The organism is Streptomyces aurantiacus, from assembly GCF_027107535.1.
In the GTDB taxonomy this organism is placed as follows: domain Bacteria; phylum Actinomycetota; class Actinomycetes; order Streptomycetales; family Streptomycetaceae; genus Streptomyces.
This window is the reverse complement of sequence record NZ_CP114283.1, coordinates 2,643,606-2,669,952: the sequence shown is the minus strand read 5'-3', so window position 1 is coordinate 2,669,952 and position 26,347 is coordinate 2,643,606. Positions and strand designations below refer to the sequence as shown.

The window sequence follows — 26,347 nt, the reverse complement described above, 5'->3', positions numbered from 1 at the left end:
GAGGCCGCCATGGCAGTCACCGATGAGGCGATCGAGAAGATCAAGGGAATGATCGTCTCCGGCGCGCTGCGCCCCGGCGACCGGCTTCCGAAGGAGAGCGAACTCGCCGCCGATCTGGGCCTGTCCCGGAACTCCCTGCGGGAGGCGGTGCGCGCGCTCTCACTCATCCGCATCCTGGACGTACGGCAGGGCGACGGCACGTACGTCACGAGCCTGGACCCGCAGCTCCTCCTGGAGGCGCTGAGTTTCGTCGTGGACTTCCACCGCGACGACACGGTCCTGGAGTTCCTCGCGGTACGCCGCATCCTGGAACCGGCCGCGACGGCGATGGCTGCGCTGCGGATCAGCGAACAGCAGGTGGACGCGCTGACCGCCCAGCTGGACGCCCTCGGCGCCGGGCCCTCGGTGGAGGAACTCGTCGCCTGTGACCTGGAGTTCCACCGGGGCATCGTGCAGAGCTCCGGGAACTCGGTGCTGTGCTCCCTCCTCGACGGCCTCTCGGGGCCCACCACCCGCGCGCGCATCTGGCGGGGCCTGACCCAGGAGGACGCGGTCAGCCGCACCCTGCACGAACACCGCGCGATCCTCAGCGCCCTGCGCGACCGGGACGCGGAGGCGGCCCGTTCGTGGGCGACGGTGCACATCGCGAGCGTGGAGCAGTGGCTGCGCTCGACGCTGTGAACCCCCTTGGCGGGCCCGCCAGATGGTGCTGCAGCTCGATGTGGCGGAACTGGTAGACCGCGCCGACCCTGCGCAGCACGCCGTGGTGCTCGTGCGCGTCGGCGAGGAAGGCCAGGAGGTCGAAGGGCAGCTTCGCGCGCAGGGCCAGGTGGCAGCGGGCCACGGCGTAATGGCTCCAGGCCGCCTGACGGATGCCGATGGCCAGGCCGGTCAGCAGGGCGGGGACCAGTCCGACGACGTAGACCCACAGGCCGGAGCCGCCGGCCCCGGCTCCCCAGACACGGGCGGAGCCCCAGAGCATGGCGCACCAGCCCTGCGTCCCGATCACCGCCGCGCCGAGTACCGCCGCGGTGAACACGCAGGTCCCGAGCGTGCGCCGGTCGTTGCCGAGGAGAATTCGGCCGTCGACCGAGGTGCCGAGGTCGACCGGGACCGTCCGCAGGCCCTGCACGAGCATGCACGACACCGCGTACACCGCCGCGACCTGTTCGGCGGCCCAGAACGCCTCCATCGGCTCGGCCGGTCCGAGGTACTCGCGGCTGGCCCCTCCCGAGAGCACATCGGCGAACAGTCCCTCCAGCAGGATGCCGCCGCCGATCAGCGCGCCGCCCACCAGCCCCGTGAGGATGCCTCGCGGGCTCCAGTGCCAGCGGACCCGGGCGACGGGACACGCGGGATCCGCGCGTACACCGTCCGCGCCGACGGCGGCGGCGATCACCCCGTGGAGGAGGGCGCTGACCGTCCCGCAGGCGTTGCGGAAGGCCAGCACGTACAGGGCCGCCGCCGCGGCTCCGGTCAGGAGCGCCCGCCGGTCCCAGCGGGAGGGCCGGCGCGGTTCCGGCCGCCCGCCGAAGGCGAAGCCGGCGACGATCACTCCGACGAGGGCCAGCGAACCGCCGTCGGCCAGCCGGTTGAGGACCAGGCCGGCGGAGAGGTCGGGAGCGACGCCCGCGCACAGCAGGGTGATCACGACGGCTGCCACGAGGCCGCACATCAGCCCTCCGCAGAGGCCCGCCGCCACCACGCCGAGCCCGCCGCGTTCCTCCCAGTGGGGCGGGAACAGCGGGTTGGGCGCGGCGCGATGGGTCAGTTCCATGGCCATCCCCTCGACCAGCCAGCCGAGGCAGCCCAGCAGCGCACCGACGAGGACCGGCGGCAGCGCGGTCGGCACGGCGCGGTGGAGCTTCCACCAGGCCACCTCCGCCGCCCCGTCGAGCCCGCGCTCCATGTGGCGCGCCAGGTGGCGCAGCGCGGCGTGCGCCCGCGCCGGCGTCCACCGGCAGGGGCGGCGCGGGTGCGGCCGGTACGCCGCCCCGACGAACGCCTCGAAGAGATGGTGCTCCACCGCGGCCCGGGTGGAGCACCGCAGCAGCTCACCGGGGTCCGGCAGCTCCTCGTGCCCCTCCGCCGGACGCGGGTTGTAGACGGACCGGGCGAGCGACACCATCAGGGGGCGGGTCAGGGCCTCGGCGACCGGTGCGTCCGTTCCCAGCGCGTCGACGACCGGCCTCCAGCGTGCCGCCGCCGGGGTGCCGCTCCCGCCGGCGTCCCGGAGCAGATAGGCCTCGACGTCCGGTCCGCGGAGGGGTTCGAGGCGGATGCCGGCCATGCCGGTGAGTCGCGGGGGCACCCCGCTCCGCGGCCGTAGCGCCGCCCGGTACTCGTCGGGCCGGCTCGACAGCACCAGCCCGCATCCGTACGGCAGGGCCTCGTTGACGGCGTGCAGCGCCGTGGCTCCCACCGCGGCGGGCAGTTCGTCGAACCCGTCGAGCACCGGCAGCACCAGACGCCGGTCCAGCAGCGCCGCGGCGCGGGTGACCGGCCCGTCCTCCTCCGAGGCGGCCGCTCCCAGTTCCGGATGGTCCTGCGCGAGTTTGCGCTCCATCCAGCCGCGCAGGTCCTGGGCGCCGGGGTCCCAGGAGGCGAGGGGGAAGAGGACGGGCACGGGCCCGCCCGGCCGCCGTCGCTCGATCAGGGAGAGCACGAGGCGTACGAGCAGCAGCGTCTTGCCCGATCCCGGGGCGCCGAGGACCAGCAGACGCCGGGTGGGGATCCGCTCGGTGAAGAGGTCGCCGAGCTCCCCGTCCCGGCCGTCGAGCCCGCCGGGCCGCGTCGCCTCCGCCAGGTCGGCGTCGGCGGCCCGCCAGGCGACGGGCAGCGGGTACGGATCCTCCAGCCGCCGTATCTGCGCCTCGGTCTCCCACTGGCGCCGTACGGCGACGGCGAGCCGGTCCGCGACGGTGCCCGGGTCCGCCGCTGTGGCGGCCTCGGTCCGGTCGGCCCGGTAGGTGCTCCAGGCGAGGTAGGCGCCGGCCCCGGTCGGCAGCAGCGCGGCCACCACCGACGCGGGGTCGTCCAGGTGCGGGGCGACCAGCAGGGCTCCCACGGTTCCGGCGGCCAGCAGCGTCAGATACACCGCGCCGGCTCGCCGGACACGCGACCTGGGGGCAACTCCGCTCATCCGACGAAGAGTTCCGTACGGACACCGGGCCCGGCGGGGAATCGGGTGCCGCCCCACACGAGCGGGTGAACTTCCCGGTGGGTCCGGTCTGTGCCGGCGGGAGCACGCGGGACCCCACCGGCCGCCGGGCCCGGGCCGCCCGGCCGGCCGACGGGCGCCGGCGACGGGTGCCGTGGACCTCGAAGGACCGGTGGCGGTCGCCGCAGGCGCGCCCCGTCTCCCACCGGCGCGGGACATCGGACCTCTGTTGGTCGTCCGACGTATGGCACTGCCTCCCGACAACCTTCCGGTCGGCGATCGAGGTTGACGCAGGACAGCTCGGATGACTGGCGGGTGTTCAGAGGCGGCGAACGGGGCAGTGATCCGGTCACTCCCCCATGCGAGGGGGCTGCGGACGTCCTCCGCGCAAGCCGTAAGGTTGGGGCGTACGCGAGGGCACGTCGGAAGGAGGCGCTGGGTGATCGAGCTCGAGGGGGTTCCCGAGCTGGTCGACCCGGTCATGGTGGCCGCGTTCGAGGGCTGGAACGACGCCGGCGACGCCGCCTCGACCGCGGTCGCGCATCTGGACAGGGAGTGGAAGGGCGAGGTGTTCGCGGCGCTCGACGCCGAGGACTACTACGACTTCCAGGTGAACCGTCCCACCGTGTGGCTGGACGGCGGCGTACGCAAGATCACCTGGCCGACGACACGGTTGTCGGTGGTCCGCGTCGGCGGCGACAAGCCGCGGGACCTGGTGCTGGTGCGCGGCATCGAACCGTCGATGCGCTGGCGCTCCTTCTGCAACGAACTCCTCGGCTTCGCCCATGAACTGGGCGTGGAGCTGGTGGTGATCCTCGGCGCGCTGCTGGGCGACACCCCGCACACCCGTCCGGTGCCGGTCAGCGGGGTCACCTCCGATCCGGACCTGGCGCGCACGATGGACCTGGAGGAGACCAAGTACGAGGGCCCCACGGGCATCGTCGGCATCCTCCAGGAGGCGTGCACGCATGCGGGAGTACCCGCGGTGTCGCTGTGGGCGGCCGTGCCGCACTACGTCTCGCAGCCCCCGAACCCGAAGGCGACGCTGGCCCTCCTGAACCGCCTGGAGGACCTCATCGACATGCGGATCCCGCTGGGCGAGCTTCCCGAGGACGCCAGGGCCTGGCAGGTGGGCGTGGACCAGCTGGCCGCGGAGGACAGCGAGGTCGCCGAGTACGTACAGACGCTGGAGGAGGCCCGGGACACCGCCGAGCTGCCGGAGGCGTCGGGCGAGGCGATCGCCCGCGAGTTCGAGCGCTACCTGCGCAGACGGGACGGGGGTGGTCCGACGGCGCCGCCCGGCGGCCACGCCACGGAGAGCGGCGACCCCTCCACGTATCTGCGTGAGAGTCCGGCCGGCCGGACCAGGCCGCCGAAGCCGCAGCGGCCCGGGACCACCGACGGCGTCCCCGACAGCGCCGTGGACGGCGGGGACTCGGACCCGGGCGCCACGGACAACTCCGGCTCTCCCGAGGGCGGATCGGGCCCCACGAACCCGTCCGACGCGCCCGACGCGCCCGGCCCTTCGGACTCCTCCGGAGCCTCCGGCCCCTCCGACTCCGCGGGTCCTGCCGACCCCTCCGATCCCTCGGAGGACTGACAAGGGCCGACCGGGCCGGACCCGGGCATCCGGGTGGGCCTGGATCGACCGTCGAGGGGGTGGTGCGCTGCGGGCGTACCACCCCCTCGTACCTCACACCTGGGGTACCGCCACCGCGTCGTAGTCAGTGCCGGGCGTCGGTTCGACGTCGAAGCGCGCGTTCGGCAGGTACAGCCGGTCGCCCCACGCGGCGGCCGTCGTCGGGATCCGGAAGCGCGGGTCGGTGATCCGGGCGATCGCCGTGCCCCTGGTGCCGGCCGCGTTCAGCCGGAACACGTCGATGGCGTTCAGCTGTTGCTGGACCACGTAGAGGACCCTGCCGAGGAGCAACAGGCCGTCGCCGTTGGGGATCACGGCACCGCCGAGGTCGACGGCGGTGGCGGTTCCGGTGCGCGGGTCCACCCTCATCAGCGTGCCGCCGCCGACGAAGACGTTCACCACCAGGAGCGCGCTGCCGTCCGGCGTGCGCTCGATGCCGTTCGCGGTGAAGTCCGGGCCCTGCTGCCAGTCGCCGCCCAGCGGCACGTCCGTGACGGCTCCGGGCCTGCCGTGCCGGTCGAGCGCGAGCCGGTAGAGCCGGGGCGCGAACGAGTCGGTGAACCAGGCCGCGGGCGGAGTGAGGATCACGTCGTTCACGAACGCGCCGCCGACGGCGTACGTCTTCTCGGTCCTTCCCGTGCGGGAGTCGACGATACGCAGGTCGCTGCCGGCCCCGCCGCTGACGAACAGCCGGCCGTGCCGGTCGATCTTCAGGCCCACGGCGGGGTGTCCCGCGCCGGGACCCTCGCTGATGACCGAGCCGCGCCCGGTGGCGAGGCTCGCCCGGTAGATGTCGCCGTTGGCCAGCGACCCGAAGTACGCGAAGGGGGCCGAGCCGATGGCTATGCCCTCCGGCTGGAAGCCGTCCGGCAGCGGAAAGCGGTCGGGCCAGGCCTTCTTGCGCGGCTCGGCCGCGTGCGCCGTGCCGCCCAGGAGTGCCGCTCCGCCCGCGGCGGCGGCCGAGGTGAGGAGTCTTCGACGTGCGAAGGAACGGTCTGCGAGTGCCACGGTGCGTCCTCCCACAAGAGGGCCGGCGCACTGCCGGCCCGACGGTCAACAGACGCTGTCACCCCATCACATGGCCACCGTCCGCGCAGCCTTGGGCCGGAATGTGGCGTGACATCGGTGTCCTGTACGGACGGCACGCGGGTGCGATGCGGCTCGCCTTCGGGCCTGGTTCGGCGAACTCGGCGGCGGAGTGGCCGAGTTGGCCCGGGAGGAGCGGCCCCGGCCCTCAAGGACGCGAGCGGCCACAGCCGCCGCGCCCGGGGTGCCGGGGGCGCCGGGGGCGCCGGGCAGGCAACGACCCGCCCGGCACCCGCCGTTGTGCGGTGGGCGGCCGCCGGGCCTGCCGAACAGAGCCGGTCTGTCCGACGGAGCCGGAGCCGGTCCTAGAGAGCCACACCCATCAGGGCGTCCACGGCACGCGAGACGACGCCGGGGGCGCCCTCGTCCGTACCGCCCCGCTCGCTCTGGAGTACGGCCCAGCGGTCGACGGCCGCCAGCGCGGCCGGTGCGTCCAGGTCGTTCGCGAGGGCCTCGCGGATCTCCTCGACGAGCGCCTCGGCCGACGGGCCGTCGGGCCGCGACACGGCCGCCCGCCAGCGGTCGAGCCGTGCGAGGGCGTCCTGGAGCACCTGGTCGGTCCACTCCCAGTCGGCCCGGTAGTGGTGCGCGAGCAGGGCGAGCCGGATGGCGGCCGGGTCCACACCCTCGCGGCGCAGCGCCGACACGAAGACCAGGTTGCCCTTGGACTTGGACATCTTCTGACCGTGGAGCGCGACCATGCCGGCGTGCACGTAGGCCTTGGCCATGGGGAACTCGCCGGTCAGGGCCTGCGCGTGGGAGGCGCCCATCTCGTGGTGTGGGAAGACGAGGTCGGAGCCGCCGCCCTGTATGTCGAAGCCCATGCCCAGGTGGTCGAGCGCGATCGCGACGCACTCGATGTGCCAGCCGGGCCGGCCCCGGCCGAGCGAGCCGCCGTCCCAGCTCGGCTCGCCGTCGCGGGCGGCCATCCACAGCATCGGGTCGAGCGGGTTCTTCTTGCCCGGACGGTCCGGGTCGCCGCCCCGCTCGGCGGACAGCAGCCGCATCGCCGCCACGTCGAGGTGGGACACTCCGCCGAAGTGCGGGTCCGCCTCGACGGAGAAGTAGACGTCGCCCTCGAGCTCGTACGCGGCCCCGGAGTCCCGCAGCCGCTCGACCAGCGGGACGATCCCGGGTATGGCCTCGACGGCGCCGATGTACTGCCGCGGGGGCAGCATCCGCAGGGCGGTCATGTCCTCGCGGAAGAGAGCGGTCTCCTGCTCGGCGAGAGCGGTCCAGTCGACGTTGTCCCGCGCGGCGCGCTCCAGCAGCGGATCGTCGACGTCCGTCACGTTCTGGACGTAGTGAACCTGCCGCTTGGTGTCGAGCCACACGCGTTGCACGAGGTCGAACGCGTTGTAGGTCGCCGCGTGACCGATGTGGGTCGCGTCGTACGGCGTGATGCCGCAGACGTAGATACGGGCGACGGGACCGGGGTCGAGGGTCACGGGACCACCGGTCGCGGTGTCGTGGATCCGGAGGTCGCGGCCCGTGCCGGGCAGGGCGGGGACCTCAGAAGCGGGCCAGGCATGCATGCCCTGAGCCTAACCGGACGGATGTTCCGTATACGAACCGGACCGGTCCGATGGCCTGACAGGCACCCTTGCGCCCGGCACCGGAGTATGCGTCACGGCTCGGAGTCCGCGTCGCGCGGCTATACGGGCGGCCAGGGAATCGCGGGCCACTCCCCCGAGGGCTCCGGATGCCGTCCGGACGCGAGCAGAGCGGCCACACGCGCGCGCGTGGCGTCCACTTCCGTCTCGGTGATCAGCTCCGCCAGCCGCCCGCCCAGCGTGCCTCCCAGGGCGTCCCTGAGCCGCTCCAGGACCTGCACCGCCTCCGGGGTGAGCTTCTCCCCCGCCCAGCCCCACAGCAGCGTGCGCAGCTTGTTCTCGGCGTTGAAGGTGACGCCGTGGTCGATGCCGTACAGCAGTCCCCCGGGCGCGGGCAGCAGGTGCCCGCCCTTGCGATCGGCGTTGTTGATCACCGCGTCGAGGACGGCCAGCCTGCGCAGCCGTTCGTCGTCGGCGTGCACGAGCAGGGCCGTACGCCCCTCGCCGACCTCGGCGAGACCCACGGCCTTCCAGCCCTCGCCGGGCTCCTCGGCGTCGACCAGCCCGAGCAGCTCGGCGCCGCCGGCCTCGCCCGACGGCTCGATCCACAGCTGGCACATGCCCTCGCCGTAGGGACCCTCCCGCAGCACGGTGGTCGGGACGAGCCCCCAGCCGGTCGCCTCGGACACCTCGAAGGCCGCGACCTCCCGCTGGGCGAGGGTCCCGTCGGGGAAGTCCCACAGCGGCCGCTCACCGGCGACCGGCTTGTAGACGCAGGACGCCTCGCGCCCCTCGTACGACACGTCGCACAGCAGTACCGCGTTCGAGGCCTCACGGATGCGGCCGCGCACGGTCAGCTCGCCCTCGGTGAGCAGCTCGGCCGTGGTCACGCTTCGCGGCGGTATCCGTTCTGGCGCGGACATACGTGTCCTTCCGGGTCGAGCGGGAGACTGCACAGCGGGCAGGGCGGCCGGCCCGCGTTGACGACGTCGAGGGCCCGCTTGGCGAAGGCGCGGGCCTGTGCGCCGGTGAGGCGGACCCGCAGCATCGGCGGGCCGTTCTCCTCGTCCTGGAGGAGCTCCTCCTCGGCGGCGGCCAGGTCCTCCTCGGAGTCGGCGTCCAGCTCCACGAGGGCCTGCGCCTCGACGATCATGCGCTGCTCGTCACCGTCCCAGGCGAGCGCCATGGTGCCGACCCGGAACTCCTCCTCGACGGGGGTGTCGAGCGGGGCGGCGTCGGAGACCTCCGTCGGGGCCATCGCCGGGACGGGAGCGCTGCCCCCGGTACGCCGTACGACCTCGTCGAGAAGCTCGTCCATACGTTCGGCGAGCGCCGCGACCTGCGTCTTCTCCAGGGCCACGCTCGTCACCCTGGGGCCCGAGGAGGCCTGCAGGAAGAAGGTACGGCGCCCTGGCAGCCCGACCGTACCGGCCACGAAACGGTCCGGCGGGTCGTAGAGGAACACCTGACGGGACACGTCCTGTCTCCATTGGATCGATCGACTGCTTCTGCCGTCACTTGCGTCTGCGCTGACAACTGCTGCGCTGCTTCGACCGCTTCACCCTACTGCGGCCGACGATCACGGTGCGCCCGCACCGCCCCCGACCGTGGCGTCGCCGCCCGGGGCCTCCTCGCGCGGCGCGAGGGACGTGAGATCGCCGGTGTCACCGAGGCGCACGAGAAACGGCCGCAGCCGGGTGTAACGGATCGCGGTGATGGAACACGGTTCTACGGAGATCCGTTGGAAGAGGTCCAGATGAAGGCCGAGTGCGTCCGCGACCAGAGACTTGATGATGTCGCCGTGCGAGCACATGAGGTACACGGCGTCACTGCCGTGATCGCGCTCCACGCGCGCGTTCCACTCCCGTACCGCCTCGGCGGCGCGGGTCTGCATGGAGCGCATCGACTCGCCGCCCGGGAACGCGGCCGCGGAGGGGTGCGTCTGCACCACCTCCATCAGCGGCTCTCCCGCCAGCTCGGCGAGCTTGCGCCCGGACCAGTCTCCGTAGTGGCACTCCCCGATACGCTCGTCGGAGTGGGCCCGCAGGCCGGGCCGGGCGTCGAGGAGCGGCTGAATCGTTTCCTGGCAGCGCTGCAGAGGGCTGCTGACGACTTCCGAGAGCGGCAGTTCCCCGAGGCGCCCGGGCAGTGCCGCGGCCTGCGCCGCGCCGCGCTCGTCGAGGGCGACGCCGGGGGTCCACCCGGCGAGCAGCCCCGCGGTGTTGGCGGTGGAACGTCCGTGCCGGACGAGGATCAAGGTGGGCATGCGCCCCAGCCTAGGCGGCGGTCCGAGTGCGCCAGGCCCCTGCGAACAGGAGAATACGCTCTGTGATCGTCGACTGTGCCATCTACCGGGACGGACACCGGACGGAGGGCCCCGAGGACCTGTCCGACGCGCTGGAAGAGGCTCGTACCTGCGGAAACGCATTCGTGTGGATCGGGCTGCACGAGCCGACGGAGCGCGAGTTCGACCTCGTGACGGAGGAGTTCGGGCTGCACCCGCTGGCGGTCGAGGACGCCCTGAAGGCGCACCAACGGCCGAAACTGGAGGTGTACGACGACTCCCTGTTCGCGGTCCTCAAGCCGGTCACCTACGAGCCGGACAGCGACACCGTGTCCTCGGGCGAACTCATGATCTTCCTGGGTGACTCCTTCGTGGTGACCGTGCGGCACGGAGACGGTTCGCCGCTCAAGACCGTGCGGCAGCGCCTGGAGAAGGACCCTGAGCTGATGCGCCTCGGCCCGACGGCGGTGCTGTACTCGATCGCCGACGCCACCGTCGACCACTACCTGGAGGTGGCGTCGGAGCTGCAGAGGGACCTGGAGGAGGTCGAGGCGGAGGTGTTCTCGCCGAACGACGGCGGGTCCCGGAACACCGCGTCCCGGATCTACACCTTCAAGCGGCAGATCCTGGAGTTCCGCAGGGCCACCGGACCGCTGTCCCCGCCGCTGACCCGTCTCGCGGGCTCGGGCCTCTCCAGCTCGGGGGTGCCCTTCGTCGACGGCAAGGCACAGCCGTTCTTCCGGGACGTCAACGACCACCTGACGCGGGTGAACGACTCCGTGGAGGGCCTGGACCGGCTGGTGTCGGACGTCCTGTCGGCGCACCTGGCACAGATGAGCGTGCGGCAGAACGACGACATGCGGAAGATCTCGTCGTGGGCGGCCATGGCGGCGGTGCCCACGATGATCGCCGGGATCTACGGCATGAACTTCGAGCACATGCCGGAACTGCACTGGGTCTGGGCCTATCCGGTGGTGATCCTGCTGATGGCGGTGCTCGAAGTGCTGCTGTTCCGTCTCTTCAAGCAGCGCGGCTGGCTGTAGCGGGTCTCCGGTTCGGTCCACGCGCGCGTGCCGTGTACGTGCGGCACGCGCGCGTGGCGCACGGTCAGGCGAACTCGGGTGCCGCCGTCGCCGGCCCGCCCAGGGCGTCGCGCCGCTGCGGCATCGTCAGCGAGACCATCCGCCGCCAGCCGACCAGGCGCTCGTACGCGTACATGGCGTGGACGCCCGCCGCGAGCACCGCCGCCTTGGACCTGGGCCAGCCGAGGATGCGGCCCATGTGCCCCATCACGGCGAGGCTGACGTCCCGGTAGATGCCGACCTCGGCGAGCGCGCACTCGCGCAGGGTCCGCTGGATGGCCCGGCCGTGGCCCGCGGCCGCGAAGCGCAGCAGTTCCTCGTGGCAGTACGCGAGGTGGTTGTCCTCGTCGTCGGAGATCATCCGCACCGCCCTGCCGATCTCCGGATGATCCCCGAAGTCCTTGCGGAGCATCACCATCTGGTCCGCGGCGCGCTGCTCCGTGACCCTGCTGTGCGAGAGATACGTGACGATGTCCTGGACGGTGAGCGGCTCGTCGCGCTTGAGCTTTTCGTGCGCGAGACCGATGCCGTTCTTCTCCAGCAGAAGTGTGTAGTCGGTCTCGGGCGGGATCTCGACGGGAGTGAGGCCCCGCTTCTTCATGAGCGCGTTGAAAATCCGTCCGTGCTTGTCCTCGTCCGCGCCGTGCCGGGTGATCTTGGGTGCGAGTGAACGCTCGCTCTCCGGGACGAGGGCCGCGATCCGCGCGTTCTCCCAGCCTCCCTGTGTCTCCCCGCTGGCGGCGATGGAGCAGAAGAGCCGGAACGACTCGTCGTTGTCGATGATCTCCTGGAAGAGACTCTTGGCCGAAAGCATGACTGCCACCTCCATGCGGGACGCCCACCTCCATGCGGGAGTCCGCAAAGAACGAGTCAAATGGGCAGCCAGTGGTGCGGCAACATCTGTGTCGGACAAATCCGCCGAACGGAGGACGGGAAGGGCATGAGAGGCGCGTAACCGAGCGGGCCGTGGCGCGTTGTGCTCCGTGACGGCCGTGGCGGGGAAGACCCCCGAGCCCCCACCACGGCCGTGGAACTCTCTCGTCCCGCTGCGCGCGGCTACGCGAGTCCGGCCCGCTCCAGGGCCTCGGACCCGGCCCGCAGCGAGGCGAGCCGCTCGTCCAGCGTGAAGCCCGCCGGGGCCAGTGTGAGCGTGGTGACTCCGGCGGCCGCGTAGGCCGCCATCCGGTCCGCGATGCGGTCCACGGAACCGAGCAGCGTGGTCTGGTCGATGAGCTGCTGCGGAATGGCGGCCGCCGCGCCCGCCTTGTCGCCGGCCAGGTACTTGTCCTGGATCTCGGCGGCCTCCTTCTCGTAGCCCATGCGCTGGGCGAGCTGGTTGTAGAAGTTCTGCTTGCGGCTGCCCATGCCGCCCACGTAGAGAGCGGTGTACGGGCGGAACATGTCGGCCAGGGCCGACACGTCCTTGTCGCCTTCCTCGGGGCCCAGCGCGAGGGGCAGCGTCGGGCAGACGTCGAAGCCGTCCATGGTCAGGCCGGCCTTCTCGCGGCCCGCGCGCAGGTGCTTGACCGCGGTGTCCTCGAGGTGTTCCGCGGACGGGAAGATCAGCAGGGCGCCGTCGGCGATCTCGCCGGTCTGCTGCAGGTTCTTCGGGCCGATCGCGGCGATGTAGAGCGGGATGTGCTCGCGCTCGGGGTGCACGGTCAGCTTGAGCGGCTTGCCCGGGCCGTCCGGCAGCGGGAGGGTCCAGTGCGCGCCCTCGTAGGACAGTCGCTCGCGGGTCATCGCCCGGCGCACGATCTCGACGTACTCGCGGGTGCGGGCCAGCGGCTTGTCGAACTTGACGCCGTACCAGCCCTCGGAGACCTGCGGTCCGGAGACGCCGAGGCCGAGGCGGAAGCGGCCGCCGGACAGCGAGTCCAGGGTGGCGGCGGTCATCGCGGTCATCGCGGGCTGGCGGGCCGGGATCTGGAAGATGGCCGAACCGACGTCGATGCGCTCGGTCTGGGCGGCGACCCAGGTCAGCACGGTGGCCGCGTCCGATCCGTACGCCTCCGCGGCCCAGCAGACCGAGTAGCCGAGGCGGTCGGCCTCCTTGGCCACGGCGAGGTTGTCCGCGTCCATTCCGGCACCCCAGTAGCCGAGGTTGATCCCGAGCTGCATGGCCGATTCCCCTTACTGATCAGTAACGTCCCTTGTCCGGCACCCTAGCGCGCCACCGGGCCGAGCGGCAGGGACAGGGTTGCGGATCATGTGATCCGGGTTGTCCACAGGGGCCCCACGCTCCGACGTCCGGCCAGTAATCTCAGCCGACATGGAGCAGAGGCATCTCGGCCGTACCGGCCTGCGCGTGTCCCGAATCGGACTCGGCACCCTCACCTGGGGCCGGGACACCACCGAGCATGACGCCGCCGACCTGTTGAAGGGGTTCTGGGAGGCGGGCGGAACACTCGTGGACACGGCCGACGTGTACGGGGACGGGGAGGCCGAGTACCTGCTCGGACAGCTCATGGAAGGGCTGGTACCGCGCCGGGATCTGGTGATCTCCACGAAGGCGGGCAGCGTGCCGGACCCGGACCGGCGCTTCGACGGCTCACGGGGGCACCTGCTGTCCGCCCTCGACGCCTCACTGACCCGGCTCGGCACGGACTATGTGGACCTGTGGCAGATCCACGCCTTCGACCCCCACGCGCCGCTGGAGGAGACCCTCCAGGCTCTCGACATCGCTGTCAGCAGCGGCCGGGCCCGGTATGCCGGTGTGTCCAACTTCTGCGGCTGGCAGCTCGCGAAGGCGGCCACCTGGCAGCTCGCCTCCCCCGGGATACGCACGCGGCTCGCCAGTACGCAGATGGAGTACTCCCTGCTGCAGCGCGGTGTCGAGCGCGAAGTGCTGCCCGCGGCGCTGGACCTGGGCGTCGGCCTGCTCCCGTCCTCCCCGCTGGGCCGCGGCGTGCTGACGGGCAAGTACCGGCACGCGACGCCCGCGGACTCGCGGGGCGCCTCAGAGCACCTGGCACCGTTCGTCGCGCCGTACCTGGACGACGCGGCGAGCCGCATAGTGGACGCGGTGACGACGGCGGCGGACGGCCTCGCGGTGACTCCGCTCCAGGTGGCCCTCGCCTGGGTCCGCGACCGGCCGGGGGTGGTCGCCCCCATCATCGGCGCGCGCAACGCGCCGCAGCTCACGGCCGCGTTGTCAGTGGAGACCCTTAGTCTTCCTGACGAGATCTGCCGAGCGCTCGACGACGTGTCGGCGCCCGTGCACCACTACCCCGATCACGACTGGAGCACGCTGTGACCACGGAGCCGTCCGCCGCCGCGGAGGAAGCCGAGCCGGGGACGCCGAGCGCGGCCCCCGAGTCCACAGGGCCCGGCGCGGGGGCTCGACCGGACACCGGCGCCGCCGCACCGGGCACGGGTGAGGGCGACTCGGCCGAGGGCGCGGCGGACGGCGAGGCCCCGGAGGGCGGCGCCGCCGACGGCACCGCCGCCACCGAAGGCGCGGTCCAGTTGTCCGAGGCCGAGGCCGAGCTGGCCGCGCAGCGGGAGCTGCGGGAGCGGATCGAGCAGCGGAAGGCGGAGAAGACGGGACCGGTCCGGGCCGGGACGGGACTGAGCGGGAAGGCCGCCGACCTGCTCGCGGCCGTCCGAGCGGTGGAGAGCGGCGAGAAGCCCCCGGCGAGCGTCTTCAGTGAGCAGGAGCCCGCGCCGCGCAGGGTCGCGCCGGAGCCGGTGCGGCGCCCGCAGCCCACGCCCTCCGGCATGCCGGCGTCGATGGCCCCCGAGTCCGTCGACGCGGTGCGCGCGGTGCTGGTCCGGGGCGGCGCACCCGAGACGCTGGCGCCGCAGACCGCCGCCACCCTCGGCGAGGGAGCGGACGGCCGACTGGGCGAGGATCCCTGGCAGTTGCTGCGCGTGGCGGGGGTGCGGCCCGAGCAGGCGGACGGGTTCGCCCGGGCCCTGCTGGGCGCGGAGTGCGGGCCGGACGACGAGCGGCGGGGCCGGGCGGTCACCGTGTGGCTCCTCGAACAGGCGGCCCTGGCGGGACACACCGCCCTGGAGGCCCCGGCCCTGCACGCCGCGCTCGCGCAGCGCTCGGTTCCCGACCCCGACGCCGCCGTGCAGAGCGCCCTGGCCGAGGGCGACGCCCTGGTGTTCCAGGACGCGCTGGACGAGCCCGGCGCACCCCCGGCCCCCCGGCGGTCCGAGGAGGACGACGACGCCGAGGGTGAGGAGAGCGACGAGGGCGAGGAGGTACGCCCGGTGCGCGTCCTCATCGGACTGGAGCGGTACGCACTCGCCGAGGAGAGCCTCGCCGACGGGCTCGCCCGGGTGGTCAACGCACTGCCCAAGGAGGACGGTCCTGCCAAGGCCTGGGAGTCGGCCGCGACCGGCTCCGCCGCCGAACTGATCCGGGCGGTCGCGGGCCACGGTCTCGTGCTGCACACCGGCGGCGAGGCGTCCCGCGCCGAGCCCGCGTCCCTGGTGGCGGCCGCCCGCTCGCTCGGCCTGCGGGTGTGCGCCGCCACGCACAGCGCGGACGGCCGCCGGGACTTCGCCGCGCTGATCGCCGCCGCGCAGCAGGCGCGGACCGCGGCCTCGGCCACGCACCCGCCGTCGCAGTCCGGCCCGGACACGGACGCACCCGGCCCGCCGCAGGGCGGCACGGCCGGAGCATCGGGCGAAGCGTCCGGGAACCCCGGCCGTGGACCGTCCGGCGGCGATCCGGCCGACGCGGGCGTGACCACCGTCGCCGGCCTCCTGACCGGCGCGGAGGGCCCGGGGCGGGACTCGGACGGCATGCTCCGGACCGACCTCCTCGTCGTGCTCGACGCTCCGCAGCTCGACGTGGAGAGCGCGGCCATGCTCGCCGAGTCGCTGCCCGACGGCGCCCGGCTCGTGTTGAGCGGGGACCCCGGTGTGCTGTGGTCGGCGGGCCCCGGGCGGGTCTTCGCGGATCTGCTCGCCGCCCGGGTGTGCCCGCAGATCGCCTCGCGGACCCCTGATCCCGGCCCCGTCGGCGAACTGGTCTCGGGCATCGGCATCGGCGAGCTGAACCAGGTCGAGGCCCCCGGCAAGGAAGTGGTGATCATCCCGGTGCGTGACGCCGGGGAGGCGGTCCACCGCACCGTGCAGCTGGTCGCCGACTCGGTGCCGCGCGCGATCGGCATTCCGGCCGAACAGACACAGGTGATCACTCTGGGCCACGGCGGCGCGGCGGGCACCCGGGTGCTCAACGCCGCGCTGAAGGAGCGGCTCAATCCGGGCTCCGGGCGCTTCGGCGGCTTCGACCCGGGCGACCGGATCGTCCACTCCCCCGCGCCGGGCCGTTCGGTCCCGGGCCAGGTGGTGAAGGCCGACGCCGACGGGCTGCATCTGCAGTGCGCGGGCGCGCCCGTCGTCGTACCGAAGGAGCGGGTGGAGCAGACCGTGCGGCACGGCTGGGCGCTCACCGCCCACCAGGCGGTCGGGGTCCGCTGGCCCGCCGCGGTCGTGGTGCTTCCCGGCGACGCCGGCCAAGCGCTCTCCAGGCCCTGGGTCTACACCGCCTTCGGCCGCGCCGGCCGGCACCTCTCCGTGGTCCACGGTGTGGAGCAGGCGCTGCCGCGCGCGGTCGCGGAGGTCGCCGCGAAGCCCCGTACGACCAGGCTGTCCGCCCTGATCGCGGCCCAGGTGCCGGCGTCGGGCTGAGTCCCGTCACCGGCGGGGTCCACGGCCCCGGACGCACCGGTGGCGGCCGGCGGGCAGAGGAGCCCGGCGGCCGCCACCGTGGGTGACAGCGGACCGTCAGCGGTCCGCGTCCGTCCTCTCCAGGTCCTCGTCCCCGCCGAGCACGGCTTCGAGTTCCGGCTCGACGGCGTCGTCCGGGTCGTCATCGAGGTCGTCCTCGGCGTCGTCGTCGAAGACGGCACTGACATCGAAGCGGCACACCACCTGGTGGGTGTCGGCCTGGTCGAACGGGGCCTCCAGCCACTCACCCGGTTCGGCCTGTTCGTCCGAGGCGGTCACCCACAGCGTGGAGTCGCCCTCCTCCAGGCCGAACTCCTTGTGCCGGGAGGCGATCTCGTCGGGCTCGAACTCGCCGAAGAGGACACCGAGCGCGCCGTGCACGGTCCCGGACTCGGCGTCGAAGCCCGCCGTCACCGCACCGGACTCCTCCACGGCCTCGACGCGCTGGGCCTGCGCCAGCAGCCGCTGCGGCTCCGCCACCGCGTAGTCCCGGCGGATCAGCACGCTCAGCGAGTTGGGCTCCTCCGGCCCCGTGTACGGCGGGAGCGCGTCGTCCGAGCCGGGGATCTCGAAGGGAGTGACCTCGTCATAGCGGTCGTAGAGGAGCTCGTCGTACTCCTCGGCGGCCGCGGCCAGCTCGTTGAACGCCTCGTAGACGGCCGGGTCGTCCTCACCCGACCTGCGCTCGACCGCCGCCAGGTGGCGGTCGAGCGCGGTCTTGACCGCCTCGGCGGCGGCGCGTACCTCGGCAGCGGTGGGCTGCGCAGCATCAGACATAGGGCAGACGCTATCCGTACAGGGCCTCCGCACGCACAATAGATGCGATGCCGGAATACGAATTTGTCGACGTGTATGTGCCGCGCGGGGTCTCCCGCAAGGAAGCGGCACGCCTGCTGACGGACCATGCTGAGTACGGGCACTGGGAGTTGGACCGTCTCAGCCTGCACCGGGACGGCAGCCGCAGGGTGCGGTTGCGCCGACGGATCATTCGCCAGGTTCGCGCCACATGGTGACGCGGGACGGCTGAAACGGAGCGGGCCCCGCGCGCGGGGCCCGCTCCGTCGGACCTGCTCGGGGGATGCAAGCCCTCACCCCGGGGCGATGTGTCATGCCATGACACCGTTTTGGGCGTCATGGCGTCGGCTTCATGCCGAGGCACGTGCCTTGCGGTAGATCACGGCGCCCATGAGGAGTGCGCCCGCGCCCATCGGCAGCGCGAGGCCGAGCGGCAGGTCGCCGCCGGTCTGCGCGAGCTGCGCGGATCCGTCGGGGCGGCCGACGGCCTGGGCGTCCAGGTCGTTCGGGTTCGAGCCGTGCGGGTTCCCGCTCTTGGGACCACCGGGCCGGCCCGGGTCTCCCGGATCACCGGGGTTGCCCGGGTCTCCCGGCTTGCCCGGAGTGTTCGGCTCCCCGTGCCCGGGAGGCGTCACTGCGTGCCCGTCCTCGGTGTTCCCACAGGCATTGCCCGTGGTCGCGTTGCCGATGCCGCCGACGGAGATGCCGTTGCCGCAGACATTGACCGGCACGTCCACCGGGACCTGCACGTGGTTGCCGGAGCCGACGCCGGGCGAGTCACCGGTGTGCCCCCCGGCCTGCGATCCACCGCCCGGCCCGTGATGACCCGAGCCACCGCTCCCGTGATGGCCGGAGCCACCGCCCTTGTTGGCGCACTTGTTGCCGACCGCCGGATTGAGCAGCCCGACCACGTTCACGGTGTTGCCGCAGACATTGACCGGCGCGTGCACCGGCGCCTGCACCGAGTTCCCGGAGAGTACGCCCGGGGAGTCCGAAGCGGTGCCGTGCGCCCCCGAGTCGGCGTGCGCGTAACCGCCGGTGGCGGCGAGGACCCCGGTAGCGGCCGCCACCGTCATCAGACCTTTGCGGGTGACCTGTCGCATAGCTTTTCCCTGCCTTGTGAGCCCTGTTGCATCAGGAACGCGCACGCGCCGGACGCGCGGGCGCGCAATACGGAATGTCTGCGGCCCCGGAGCGCATGGCGCGCACTCCGGGGCCGCGGACTCAGACCCTCATGACTTCAGACCTTCATGGAATGCAGGCCTTCATGAGGTGAGTACAACGTCAGGCGTTGACGCAGGTGTTGCCGAAGGCGGGGTTCAGCAGCCCGATCACGGAGACCGTGTTGCCGCAGACGTTCACCGGCACGTGGATGGGCGCCTGGATGACGTTGCCCGAAAGCACACCGGGCGAGTGCACGGCAGCACCCTGAGCACCGGCGTCGGCAACCGCCATACCCGCACCAGCGAGAACCAGGCCACCCGTGGCAGCCGCAGCGGCGACGATCTTCTTGATCATTATTCCTCCTTGTAGGCAAATGTGATCCCAGCCGCGGATCACATCACCAGTAACGAGGAGGGAGTAATAGGGCTACGAGCCTATGAGCGCATTCACTCTTCTCAGTCGACTCCGTACGCGCTGGCGATTATTGGAGTGTCGTTTCAGCGGGTTAATTCAGGACGCCTCGCGGTTCGGTATGCCTCAGGACGCCTCGATGAAGCGGTCGAGCACCCGCACTCCGAACTTCAGGGCGTCGACCGGCACCCGCTCGTCGACACCGTGGAACATTCCGGCGAAGTCCAGCTCCGGCGGCAGCTTCAGCGGTGCGAAGCCGAAGCAGCGGATGCCGAGGTCGTCGAAGGACTTGGCGTCGGTGCCGGCGGAGAGCATGTACGGGACGGCCCGGGCGATCGGGTCCTCGGCGGACAGCGCGGTCTGCATGGCGTCCACGAGGGCCCCGTCGAAGGTGGTCTCCAGGGCCTTGTCGGCGTGCACGTCCTCGCGCTTCACGTTCGGGCCGAGGATGCGGTCCAGGTCGGCGAGGAACTCCTCCTCGTAGCCCGGCAGATAGCGGGCGTCGACGTGCGCGGTCGCCTGGCCCGGGATCACGTTCACCTTGTAGCCCGCGCCCAGCTGCGTCGGGTTGGCCGTGTTCTGCAGCGAGGCGCCGATGAGCTTGGCGATGCCGCCGAGCTTGGCGAGCGTCGCGTCCATGTTCTCCGGGTCGAGCTCGGTGCCCAGCGCGTCGCCGAGTTCGTCGAGGAAGTGCCGCAGCGTCTTCGTCACGCGCACCGGGAACTTGTGCCGGCCGAGCCGTCCGACGGCCTCGGACAGTTCGGTGATCGCGTTGTCCCGGTGGATCATCGAACCGTGCCCGGCGGTGCCGTCCACGGTCAGCTTCATCCAGTGCATGCCCTTCTGCGCGGTCTCCACGAGATACAGCCGCAGCTTCTCGTTGACCGTGAAGGAGAACCCGCCGACCTCGCCGATCGCCTCGGTCACGCCCTCGAAGAGGTCGGGGTGCTTGGTGACGAGGTGCTTGGCGCCGAACTTGCCGCCCGCCTCCTCGTCCGCCAGGAAGGCCAGTACGAGGTCCCGGGGAGGCTTGCGACCGCCGCGCATCCGGTCGCGGACGACCGCGAGGGTCATCGCGTCCATGTCCTTCATGTCGACCGCGCCCCGGCCCCACACACAGCCGTCGGCGATCTCGCCGGAGAACGGGTGGTGCGTCCAGTCCTGGGCGTTCGCCGGTACGACGTCGGTGTGGCCGTGAATGAGCAGTCCGGGCCGCGAGCGGTCCTCCCCCTCGATCCTGACCACCGTCGAGGCACGGCCTTGGTGCGACTCGAAGATCTGCGGTTCGAGGCCCACCTCGGCGAGCTTCTCCGCGACGTACTCGGCGGCCTTGCGCTCACCCGGGCCCGAGTGGTCGCCGTAGTTGCTGGTGTCGATCTGGATCAGCTCGCGGCAGAGGTCGACGACCTCGTCCTCACCCGTGATGCCCTTGGTCGTGTCCGGCTCGCTCACGCTGCTTCCTCCCACGGTCCCTGCTGGCGGTCCCTCCCATCCTCCCTCTCCGGACCTCCGGCCCCAAGGGCGGACCCGGCCCGTCACAGGCCGTTCACGCCCCGACGGCCCGTGATCGGGTGGTCTGGAAAGCCTGGTAATGTTTCCTTCGTCGCCGCGAGGGGAACCCCGCGCGACAGACACCTTGTCCGGGTGGCGGAATGGCAGACGCGCTAGCTTGAGGTGCTAGTGCCCTTTATCGGGCGTGGGGGTTCAAGTCCCCCCTCGGACACACGAGATGAACGAGGGCCGCGACCACTGGTCGCGGCCCTCGTTCGTTGCCCGTGACACCCCCCGGAACCGGGTTCCGGCCACATGTGGGATAGATCTCGTCAGGATGACATATCCCCATGTCAGAGAGTCGGCCCCGCCCCGCCGGGCCCCTCGAAAGGCCTGTTCGCATGGCTGCGGCGCAGGTCCGCGGCTAGCGTCGTACTAAAATTCCACGCTTGTTCGGAGCTGACCGGAATATCCCCAGGCATACCTGCGGGCCCGCCGGCTCCCCCGGAGGATCCGGGAACGACATGTGAGGACCCGATGGCAGCCCTCCAGCAAGGCCCCGCGCTCTCGTTGTCCGACGACGAGGTCCGGGCGGAGTTCGGCGGCCGGGCGCGCTTCTCCGCCTCCTCCGCGCCCTCACCGCGCACACTCGTCGACGTCTTCGACGCCTCCGTGCGGGCCTGTCCCGACGAGCCCGCGCTGGACGACGGCCGCCGCAGCCTCACCTACCGCGCCCTGGCCGTCGAGGTCGAGGCCCTGCGCCGGCGGCTCGGCGCCGCCGGGGTGGGCCTCGGGGACCGGGTCGGCGTGCGCGTCCCCTCTGGCACCAACGGGCTGTACGTCGCCGTCCTCGCCGTGCTGGCCGCCGGAGCCGCCTATGTGCCGGTGGACGCCGAGGACCCGGACGAGCGGGCCGAGCTGGTCTTCGGGGAGGCCGACGTCCGGGCCGTCGTCGGAGCCGGGCACGAGCTGACCGTGCGGGGGCGCAGCGAGGCGCCCGCCGCACGCCCCGGGGTCGAGCACGACGCGTGGATCATCTTCACGTCCGGTTCCACCGGCAGGCCCAAGGGCGTGGCCGTCAGCCACCGCAGCGCCGCCGCCTTCGTGGACGCCGAGGCCGGGCTGTTCCTGACCGAGGACCCGATCGGCCCGGGTGACAGGGTCATGGCGGGTCTCTCCGTCGCCTTCGACGCCTCCTGCGAGGAGATGTGGCTGGCCTGGCGGTACGGGGCCTGCCTGGTGCCCGTACCGCGCTCCCAGGTGCGCAGCGGCGCCGATCTGGGGCCCTGGCTGGTCGAGCAGGAGATCACCGTCGTCTCCACCGTGCCGACGCTGGCCGCCCTGTGGGAGCCGGAGGCGCTCAACGAGGTACGGCTGCTGATCTTCGGCGGTGAGGCCTGCCCGCCCGAGCTGGCGCAGCGCCTGGTCACCGAGGGGCGCGAGGTGTGGAACACCTACGGGCCCACCGAGGCCACCGTCGTGGCCTGTGCCTCGCTGATGAGCGGCGAGGAGCCGATCAGGATCGGCCTGCCCCTCGACGGCTGGGAGCTCGCCGTCGTCGACGAGGCCGGGGAGCCCGTGGCGATGGGCGCCAGCGGCCAGCTCGTGATCGGCGGGGTGGGGCTCGCCCGCTATCTCGACCCGGAGAAGGACGCCGAGAAGTACGCCCCGCTGGATTCGCTCGGCTGGGAGCGCGCCTATCGCAGCGGTGACCTGGTCAAGGCCGAGCCTGAGGGGCTGATCTTCCTCGGGCGGGCCGACGAGCAGATCAAGCTCGGCGGGCGCCGGATCGAGCTGGGCGAGGTGGACGCCGCGCTGCAGGCGCTGCCCGGGGTCGCGGGCGCCGCGGCCGCCGTACGGACCGCCCGTGGCGGGAACCAGCTGCTCGTCGGCTATGTGGTCACCCAGGACGGCTGGGACCGGGCGGCGGCCGTCGAGAAGCTGCGCACGGAACTGCCCGCGGCCCTCGTCCCGCTGCTCGCGCCCGTGGCCGAACTGCCGACCCGTACGTCCGGCAAGGTCGACCGCAACGCACTGCCGTGGCCGCTGGAGGGCCTGGAGACCGGCGGCCCCGCCGAGCAGCTGTACGGGACCGAGGCGTGGCTCGCCGAGCAGTGGAGCGAGGTGCTCGGTATCCCGGTGGGCTCCGCCCGCGACGACTTCTTCGCGATCGGCGGCGGCAGCCTCGCCGCCGCCCAGCTCACCACGAGGCTGCGCACCCGCTACCCGAGCGCCGCCGTGCTCGACGTCTACCAGCAGCCCGTGCTGCGGAAGCTGGCCCGGCATCTGGAGAGGTCCGCGCAGGGCGACGGTGCAGAGCGGGTGATCGTGCCCGTGCCGCTGCGGGCCAAGGTGGTGCAGCTGCTGCTGCTCGTACCGCTGTTCGCGCTGCTCGGGCTGCGCTGGACGGTGGCGCTGGCCGCGCTCGGCAACACGCTCCACTGGTTCGGCGCGTATCCGTGGGCGCCGACCGCCTCCTGGTGGCTCGTCGTCCCGTGCGCCGCCCTGCTCTTCAGCCCGCCCGGGCGGCTCGCCATCGCAGCCGGCGGCGCCCGGCTGCTCCTGCGGAACGTGACGCCCGGGCGGTATCCGCGGGGTGGAGGCGTGCACCTGCGGCTGTGGACCGCCGAGCGGCTCGCCGAGTTCAGCGGGGCGACCTCGCTGACCGGGTCCTGGCTGGAGCGGTACGCGCGTGCGCTGGGCGCCAAGGTCGGGCCGGACGTGGATCTGCACTCGCTGCCGCCCGTGACCGGCATGCTCAAGCTCGGCCGGGGTGCCGCCGTGGAGTCCGAGGTGGACCTGTCGGGGCACTGGCTGGACGGTGACCGCCTGGAGATCGGCCCGGTCAAGGTCGGCGCGCACGCCGTGGTCGGCACCCGCAGCATCCTCTTCCCCGGCGCCCGGGTGGGCAAGCGGGCCGAGGTGGCGCCCGGTTCGGCCGTGTCCGGGCAGGTTCCGACCGGCCAGCGGTGGGCGGGCGCGCCCGCGGTCAAGCTCGGCAAGGCGAAGCGGGACTGGCCCAAGGAGCGCCCGCAGAAGGGCACGTACTGGCGTGCGATGTACGGGGCGACCGGGTTCGCACTGTCGGCGTTGCCGCTGGTCGCGGGCTTCGCCGCGCTGCTCGTGGTGAGTCTCTTCGTCGCGCCGGACGCCGGGCTCGCCGCGGCGCTGCGGGGCGCCGCGGTCGCGCTGGTGCCGGCGACGCTGGCCTTCGGCCTCGCGTACGCGCTGATCCTGCTGGTCGCCGTGCGGCTGCTCAGCCTGGGTCTGCGGCCCGGTACGCATCCGACGCACAGCCGGATCGGCTGGCAGGCCTGGACGGTCACCCAGCTGATGGACCGCTCCCGCGAGACGCTGTTCCCGCTGTACGCGGGGCTGGTCACGCCGGTGTGGCTGCGGCTGCTCGGGATGCGGATCGGGCGGGGCGCCGAGGTGTCGACGGTGCTCGCGCTGCCCAGCCTGACGACGGTCGGCGACGGGGCGTTCCTGGCCGACGACACACTGACCGCGCCGTACGAGCTCGGTGGCGGCTGGATGCGGATCGGGCGGGCGGAGATCGGGCGCCGGGCCTTCCTCGGGAACTCCGGGATGACCGCGCCGGGCCGCTCGGTGCCGGACGGGGGCCTGGTCGGGGTGCTCTCCGCGACACCGAAGAAGGCCAAGAAGGGCAGCTCGTACCTGGGACTGCCGCCGGTGAAGCTGCCGCGGTCGGCGCAGGGAGGCGACCAGAGCCTCACGTACGACCCGCCCGCGCGGCTGCTGTGGGCGCGTGGGCTCGTCGAGCTGTGCCGGATCGTGCCCGTGTTCTGCTCGGCGGCGCTCGCCGTGCTGACGGTGGCGGCACTGAGCGCGCTGGGGGCCTGGGCATGGGCGCTCGCCGGGGTGGTGCTGCTGGGCGCCGGAGCGGCGGCGGGGCTGCTGTCGGTGCTCGCGAAGTGGCTGCTCGTGGGGCGGCACCGGGCCGGTGAACACCCGCTGTGGAGCGGCTTCGTGTGGCGCAACGAGCTGGCCGACACCTTCGTCGAGGTCGTCGCCGTGCCCTGGCTGGCCGGGTCCGTGCCGGGCACTCCGGTGCTGAACCTCTGGCTGCGCGCCCTGGGCGCCCGGATCGGCAAGGGCGTGTGGGTGGAGAGCTACTGGCTGCCCGAGACGGATCTGGTGACGCTGGAGGACGCGGCGACGGTGAACCGCGGCTGCGTGCTGCAGACCCACCTCTTCCACGACCGGATCTTGCGGACGGATACTGTGGTGCTCCGTGAGGGCGCCACCCTGGGCCCGGGCGGAATCGTTCTGCCCGGCAGCTCCGTCGGGGCGCGCAGCACACTGGGACCCGCGTCCCTCGTCATGGCGGCGGAAACCGTCCCCGACGACACCCGCTGGCTGGGCAACCCGATCGAGGCATGGCGTCCCTAGACGCGGCCCCGTACGGCGCCTCTCGGGCAGACCGGTCGGATCTGGCAGCGGTCGGTGCACCGGCACGTCGTACGAGCACAGCGCAGGGGAGCAGACACTTCAGTGGTTCAGCAGACAGTGGGAGCGGATCCGTACTTCCCGGCGAACGGTGATCCCCGTTACCGGGTGCACCGGTACGAACTCGCCCTGGACTACCGTCCAGGACCCAACCGGCTGTCCGGCACCGCGCGCCTGAACGCCATAGCGGGCCGGTCGCCGCTCGCCGAGTTCCATCTGAACCTCGCCGACTTCCGGATCGGCCGGGTCCGGGTCGACGGCCGGGCGCCGCACTACACGCACCGCGGCGGCAGGCTGCGGATGCGCCCGGCGAAGCCGGTCCGGGCCGGGGCCGCGTTCACCGTGGAGGTGCACTGGTCGGGCAATCCCAGGCCGGTGCGCAGCCCGTGGGGCGGGCTCGGCTGGGAGGAGCTGGAGGACGGGGCGCTGGTGGCGAGCCAGCCGGTCGGCGCGCCGTCCTGGTATCCGTGCAACGACCGGCCCGCGGACAAGGCCTCGTACCAGATCGCCGTCACCACGCCGTCGGCGTACTCGGTGGTGGCGGGCGGACGGCTGCTGACCCGCACGCCGAAGGCGTCCACGACGACGTGGGTGTACGAGCAGGCGGCGCCGACGTCCAGTTATCTGGTCGGGCTGTCCATCGGGAAGTACCAGACCGTACTGCTCGGTGATCCGGGGCTCGGCGGTGTCCCGCAGGCCGGGCACATCCCGGCGCATCTGCTGACGGAGTTCTCCCGGGACTTCGCGCGGCAGCCCGCGATGATGGAGCTGTTCGAGGAGCTCTTCGGTCCGTATCCCTTCGGTGAGTACGCGGTGGTCGTCACCGAGGAGGAGCTCGACGTCCCGGTGGAGGCGCAGGGACTGTCCCTGTTCGGCGCCAACCATGTGGACGGGGCCCGGGGTTCGGAGCGGCTGGTGGCGCACGAGCTGGCGCACCAGTGGTTCGGCAACAGTGTGAGCATCGCCGACTGGCGGCACATCTGGCTGAACGAGGGGTTCGCGAAGTACGCGGAGTGGCTGTGGTCGGAGCGGTCGGGCGGGCGCAGCGCCCAGGCCCTCGCGGGTGTCGCGCACCGCAAGGTGGCCGCGCTGCCGCAGGACCTCAGGTTGTCCGACCCGGGCCGCAAGCTGATGTTCGACGACCGGCTCTACGACCGGGGCGGGCTGGTGCTGCACGCGGTGCGGTGCGCGCTGGGTGACGAGGCGTTCTTCCGGATGCTGCGGGGCTGGGCCTCCGTGCACCGGGGCGGGTCGGTGACCACGGCGGCGTTCACGGCGCATGTGGCGCGGTACGCGGCTGAGCCGCTGGACGAGTTGTTCGCCGCGTGGCTGGACGAGACGGCGTTGCCGCCGTTGCCGTCCCGCTCCGCGGCGATTCCGGCGCGGCCGCCCTATCCGCCGTCGTGACCGTCCCGCCGTGAGGGTTCCGCCGGGAGCGGGACAGGGGCCGGCCGTCATCGGAGTGCGGGCCGTCCGTGATCGGCCGCGCAGTTCTCCGCGCCCCTGACGGGGTGTGGGGATTCA

The 26,347-nt window shown here is 72.6% G+C and carries 20 protein-coding genes and 1 tRNA gene; 9 read left to right on the top strand and 12 right to left on the bottom strand.

What is annotated here, in order from left to right; all coding sequences use genetic code 11:
• Positions 1-9: 9 nt before the first annotated feature.
• Positions 10-681 carry a FadR/GntR family transcriptional regulator gene (locus O1Q96_RS13530; protein ID WP_269248413.1) on the top strand — a complete coding sequence of 224 codons (672 nt, stop codon included), beginning with the start codon at positions 10-12 and terminating at the stop codon, positions 679-681.
• Here O1Q96_RS13530 and O1Q96_RS13525 read toward each other — a convergent pair.
• Complete coding sequence (locus tag O1Q96_RS13525; RefSeq protein WP_269248412.1) at positions 587-3,142, bottom strand: NACHT domain-containing protein; 2,556 nt, start codon at positions 3,140-3,142, stop codon at positions 587-589. The two genes, O1Q96_RS13530 and O1Q96_RS13525, sit on opposite strands and share 95 nt — an antisense overlap.
• Before the next feature lie 457 nt (positions 3,143-3,599).
• Between O1Q96_RS13525 and O1Q96_RS13520 the strand changes: the two genes are divergently transcribed.
• The gene (locus tag O1Q96_RS13520) at positions 3,600-4,760 is read left to right on the top strand and encodes a PAC2 family protein (RefSeq protein WP_269248411.1); all 1,161 of its coding nucleotides are present in this window, start codon (positions 3,600-3,602) and stop codon (positions 4,758-4,760) included.
• Between the two features lie 93 nt (positions 4,761-4,853).
• Here the strand turns inward: O1Q96_RS13520 and O1Q96_RS13515 are convergent, their stop codons facing one another.
• The 5 genes from O1Q96_RS13515 to O1Q96_RS13495 form a co-directional block, all read right to left on the bottom strand.
• Complete coding sequence (locus O1Q96_RS13515) at positions 4,854-5,807, bottom strand: NHL repeat-containing protein (protein ID WP_269248410.1); 954 nt, start codon at positions 5,805-5,807, stop codon at positions 4,854-4,856.
• Positions 5,808-6,190: 383 nt separating this feature from the next.
• Entirely contained in the window at positions 6,191-7,420 is a 1,230-nt protein-coding gene (mshC, locus tag O1Q96_RS13510; protein ID WP_269248409.1) for a cysteine--1-D-myo-inosityl 2-amino-2-deoxy-alpha-D-glucopyranoside ligase, read from the bottom strand.
• A 119-nt stretch (positions 7,421-7,539) separates the two neighbouring features.
• Complete coding sequence (locus O1Q96_RS13505; RefSeq protein ID WP_269248408.1) at positions 7,540-8,361, bottom strand: SCO1664 family protein; 822 nt, start codon at positions 8,359-8,361, stop codon at positions 7,540-7,542.
• The gene (locus tag O1Q96_RS13500) at positions 8,325-8,915 is read right to left on the bottom strand and encodes a DUF3090 domain-containing protein (RefSeq protein ID WP_217454992.1); all 591 of its coding nucleotides are present in this window, start codon (positions 8,913-8,915) and stop codon (positions 8,325-8,327) included. Before O1Q96_RS13500 ends, O1Q96_RS13505 begins: the two co-directional genes overlap by 37 nt.
• A gap of 102 nt (positions 8,916-9,017) precedes the next feature.
• Positions 9,018-9,704: a histidine phosphatase family protein gene (locus O1Q96_RS13495; protein WP_269248407.1), complete on the bottom strand. Its 687-nt coding sequence runs from the start codon at positions 9,702-9,704 to the stop codon at positions 9,018-9,020.
• 62 nt (positions 9,705-9,766) lie between these two features.
• Here O1Q96_RS13495 and corA point away from each other — a divergent pair, with 62 nt between their 5' ends.
• Entirely contained in the window at positions 9,767-10,765 is a 999-nt protein-coding gene (gene corA / locus O1Q96_RS13490) for a magnesium/cobalt transporter CorA (protein ID WP_269248406.1), read from the top strand.
• Between the two features lie 64 nt (positions 10,766-10,829).
• On the opposite strand, the gene O1Q96_RS13485 is transcribed toward corA, so the two are convergent.
• Positions 10,830-11,618 (bottom strand): ferritin family protein, encoded by a 789-nt coding sequence (locus O1Q96_RS13485; RefSeq protein ID WP_269248405.1) that lies wholly within the window; start codon positions 11,616-11,618, stop codon positions 10,830-10,832.
• 242 nt (positions 11,619-11,860) lie between these two features.
• Positions 11,861-12,925 (bottom strand): LLM class F420-dependent oxidoreductase, encoded by a 1,065-nt coding sequence (locus O1Q96_RS13480; RefSeq protein WP_269248404.1) that lies wholly within the window; start codon positions 12,923-12,925, stop codon positions 11,861-11,863.
• 151 nt (positions 12,926-13,076) lie between these two features.
• Between O1Q96_RS13480 and O1Q96_RS13475 the strand changes: the two genes are divergently transcribed.
• The gene (locus tag O1Q96_RS13475) at positions 13,077-14,060 is read left to right on the top strand and encodes an aldo/keto reductase (protein WP_269248403.1); all 984 of its coding nucleotides are present in this window, start codon (positions 13,077-13,079) and stop codon (positions 14,058-14,060) included.
• Complete coding sequence (locus tag O1Q96_RS13470; RefSeq protein WP_269248402.1) at positions 14,057-16,453, top strand: helix-hairpin-helix domain-containing protein; 2,397 nt, start codon at positions 14,057-14,059, stop codon at positions 16,451-16,453. The genes O1Q96_RS13475 and O1Q96_RS13470 overlap by 4 nt, the downstream gene beginning before the upstream one ends.
• A gap of 96 nt (positions 16,454-16,549) precedes the next feature.
• Here the strand turns inward: O1Q96_RS13470 and O1Q96_RS13465 are convergent, their stop codons facing one another.
• Positions 16,550-17,269 carry a hypothetical protein gene (locus O1Q96_RS13465; protein WP_269248401.1) on the bottom strand — a complete coding sequence of 240 codons (720 nt, stop codon included), beginning with the start codon at positions 17,267-17,269 and terminating at the stop codon, positions 16,550-16,552.
• A 47-nt stretch (positions 17,270-17,316) separates the two neighbouring features.
• Here O1Q96_RS13465 and O1Q96_RS13460 point away from each other — a divergent pair, with 47 nt between their 5' ends.
• Entirely contained in the window at positions 17,317-17,505 is a 189-nt protein-coding gene (locus O1Q96_RS13460) for a DUF5703 family protein (RefSeq protein ID WP_030354641.1), read from the top strand.
• A gap of 132 nt (positions 17,506-17,637) precedes the next feature.
• Here O1Q96_RS13460 and O1Q96_RS13455 read toward each other — a convergent pair whose 3' ends face one another.
• The 3 genes from O1Q96_RS13455 to O1Q96_RS13445 all read right to left on the bottom strand — a co-directional run bounded on the left by O1Q96_RS13455 (position 17,638) and on the right by O1Q96_RS13445 (position 20,314).
• A complete protein-coding gene (locus tag O1Q96_RS13455) occupies positions 17,638-18,390 on the bottom strand; it encodes a chaplin (protein WP_269248400.1) in 753 nt (250 codons plus the stop codon).
• A 181-nt stretch (positions 18,391-18,571) separates the two neighbouring features.
• Positions 18,572-18,805, bottom strand: a complete 234-nt coding sequence (gene chpH / locus O1Q96_RS13450; RefSeq protein ID WP_269248399.1) for a chaplin ChpH — start codon at positions 18,803-18,805, stop codon at positions 18,572-18,574.
• A 183-nt stretch (positions 18,806-18,988) separates the two neighbouring features.
• Positions 18,989-20,314 (bottom strand): M20/M25/M40 family metallo-hydrolase, encoded by a 1,326-nt coding sequence (locus tag O1Q96_RS13445; RefSeq protein ID WP_269248398.1) that lies wholly within the window; start codon positions 20,312-20,314, stop codon positions 18,989-18,991.
• A gap of 186 nt (positions 20,315-20,500) precedes the next feature.
• Here O1Q96_RS13445 and O1Q96_RS13440 point away from each other — a divergent pair.
• The 3 genes from O1Q96_RS13440 to O1Q96_RS13430 all read left to right on the top strand — a co-directional run bounded on the left by O1Q96_RS13440 (position 20,501) and on the right by O1Q96_RS13430 (position 26,230).
• Positions 20,501-20,585, top strand: a tRNA-Leu gene (locus O1Q96_RS13440).
• Positions 20,586-20,890: 305 nt separating this feature from the next.
• Positions 20,891-24,766, top strand: coding sequence for a Pls/PosA family non-ribosomal peptide synthetase (locus O1Q96_RS13435; protein ID WP_269248397.1), 3,876 nt, complete (start codon positions 20,891-20,893; stop codon positions 24,764-24,766).
• 117 nt (positions 24,767-24,883) lie between these two features.
• The gene (locus O1Q96_RS13430; RefSeq protein ID WP_269253588.1) at positions 24,884-26,230 is read left to right on the top strand and encodes a M1 family metallopeptidase; all 1,347 of its coding nucleotides are present in this window, start codon (positions 24,884-24,886) and stop codon (positions 26,228-26,230) included.
• Positions 26,231-26,347 lie beyond the last annotated feature (117 nt).

Coding starts and splice junctions, on each gene's coding strand:
- O1Q96_RS13525 (WP_269248412.1), bottom strand. CDS start 3,142: ATGAGCGGAGTTGCCCCCAGGTCGCGTGTCCGGCGAGCCGGCGCGGTG.
- O1Q96_RS13435 (WP_269248397.1), top strand. CDS start 20,891: ATGGCAGCCCTCCAGCAAGGCCCCGCGCTCTCGTTGTCCGACGACGAG.
- chpH (WP_269248399.1), bottom strand. CDS start 18,805: ATGATCAAGAAGATCGTCGCCGCTGCGGCTGCCACGGGTGGCCTGGTT.
- O1Q96_RS13475 (WP_269248403.1), top strand. CDS start 13,077: ATGGAGCAGAGGCATCTCGGCCGTACCGGCCTGCGCGTGTCCCGAATC.
- O1Q96_RS13465 (WP_269248401.1), bottom strand. CDS start 17,269: ATGTCTGATGCTGCGCAGCCCACCGCTGCCGAGGTACGCGCCGCCGCC.
- O1Q96_RS13455 (WP_269248400.1), bottom strand. CDS start 18,390: ATGCGACAGGTCACCCGCAAAGGTCTGATGACGGTGGCGGCCGCTACC.
- O1Q96_RS13530 (WP_269248413.1), top strand. CDS start 10: ATGGCAGTCACCGATGAGGCGATCGAGAAGATCAAGGGAATGATCGTC.
- mshC (WP_269248409.1), bottom strand. CDS start 7,420: ATGCATGCCTGGCCCGCTTCTGAGGTCCCCGCCCTGCCCGGCACGGGC.
- O1Q96_RS13495 (WP_269248407.1), bottom strand. CDS start 9,704: ATGCCCACCTTGATCCTCGTCCGGCACGGACGTTCCACCGCCAACACC.
- O1Q96_RS13505 (WP_269248408.1), bottom strand. CDS start 8,361: ATGTCCGCGCCAGAACGGATACCGCCGCGAAGCGTGACCACGGCCGAG.
- O1Q96_RS13460 (WP_030354641.1), top strand. CDS start 17,317: ATGCCGGAATACGAATTTGTCGACGTGTATGTGCCGCGCGGGGTCTCC.
- O1Q96_RS13485 (WP_269248405.1), bottom strand. CDS start 11,618: ATGCTTTCGGCCAAGAGTCTCTTCCAGGAGATCATCGACAACGACGAG.
- O1Q96_RS13480 (WP_269248404.1), bottom strand. CDS start 12,925: ATGCAGCTCGGGATCAACCTCGGCTACTGGGGTGCCGGAATGGACGCG.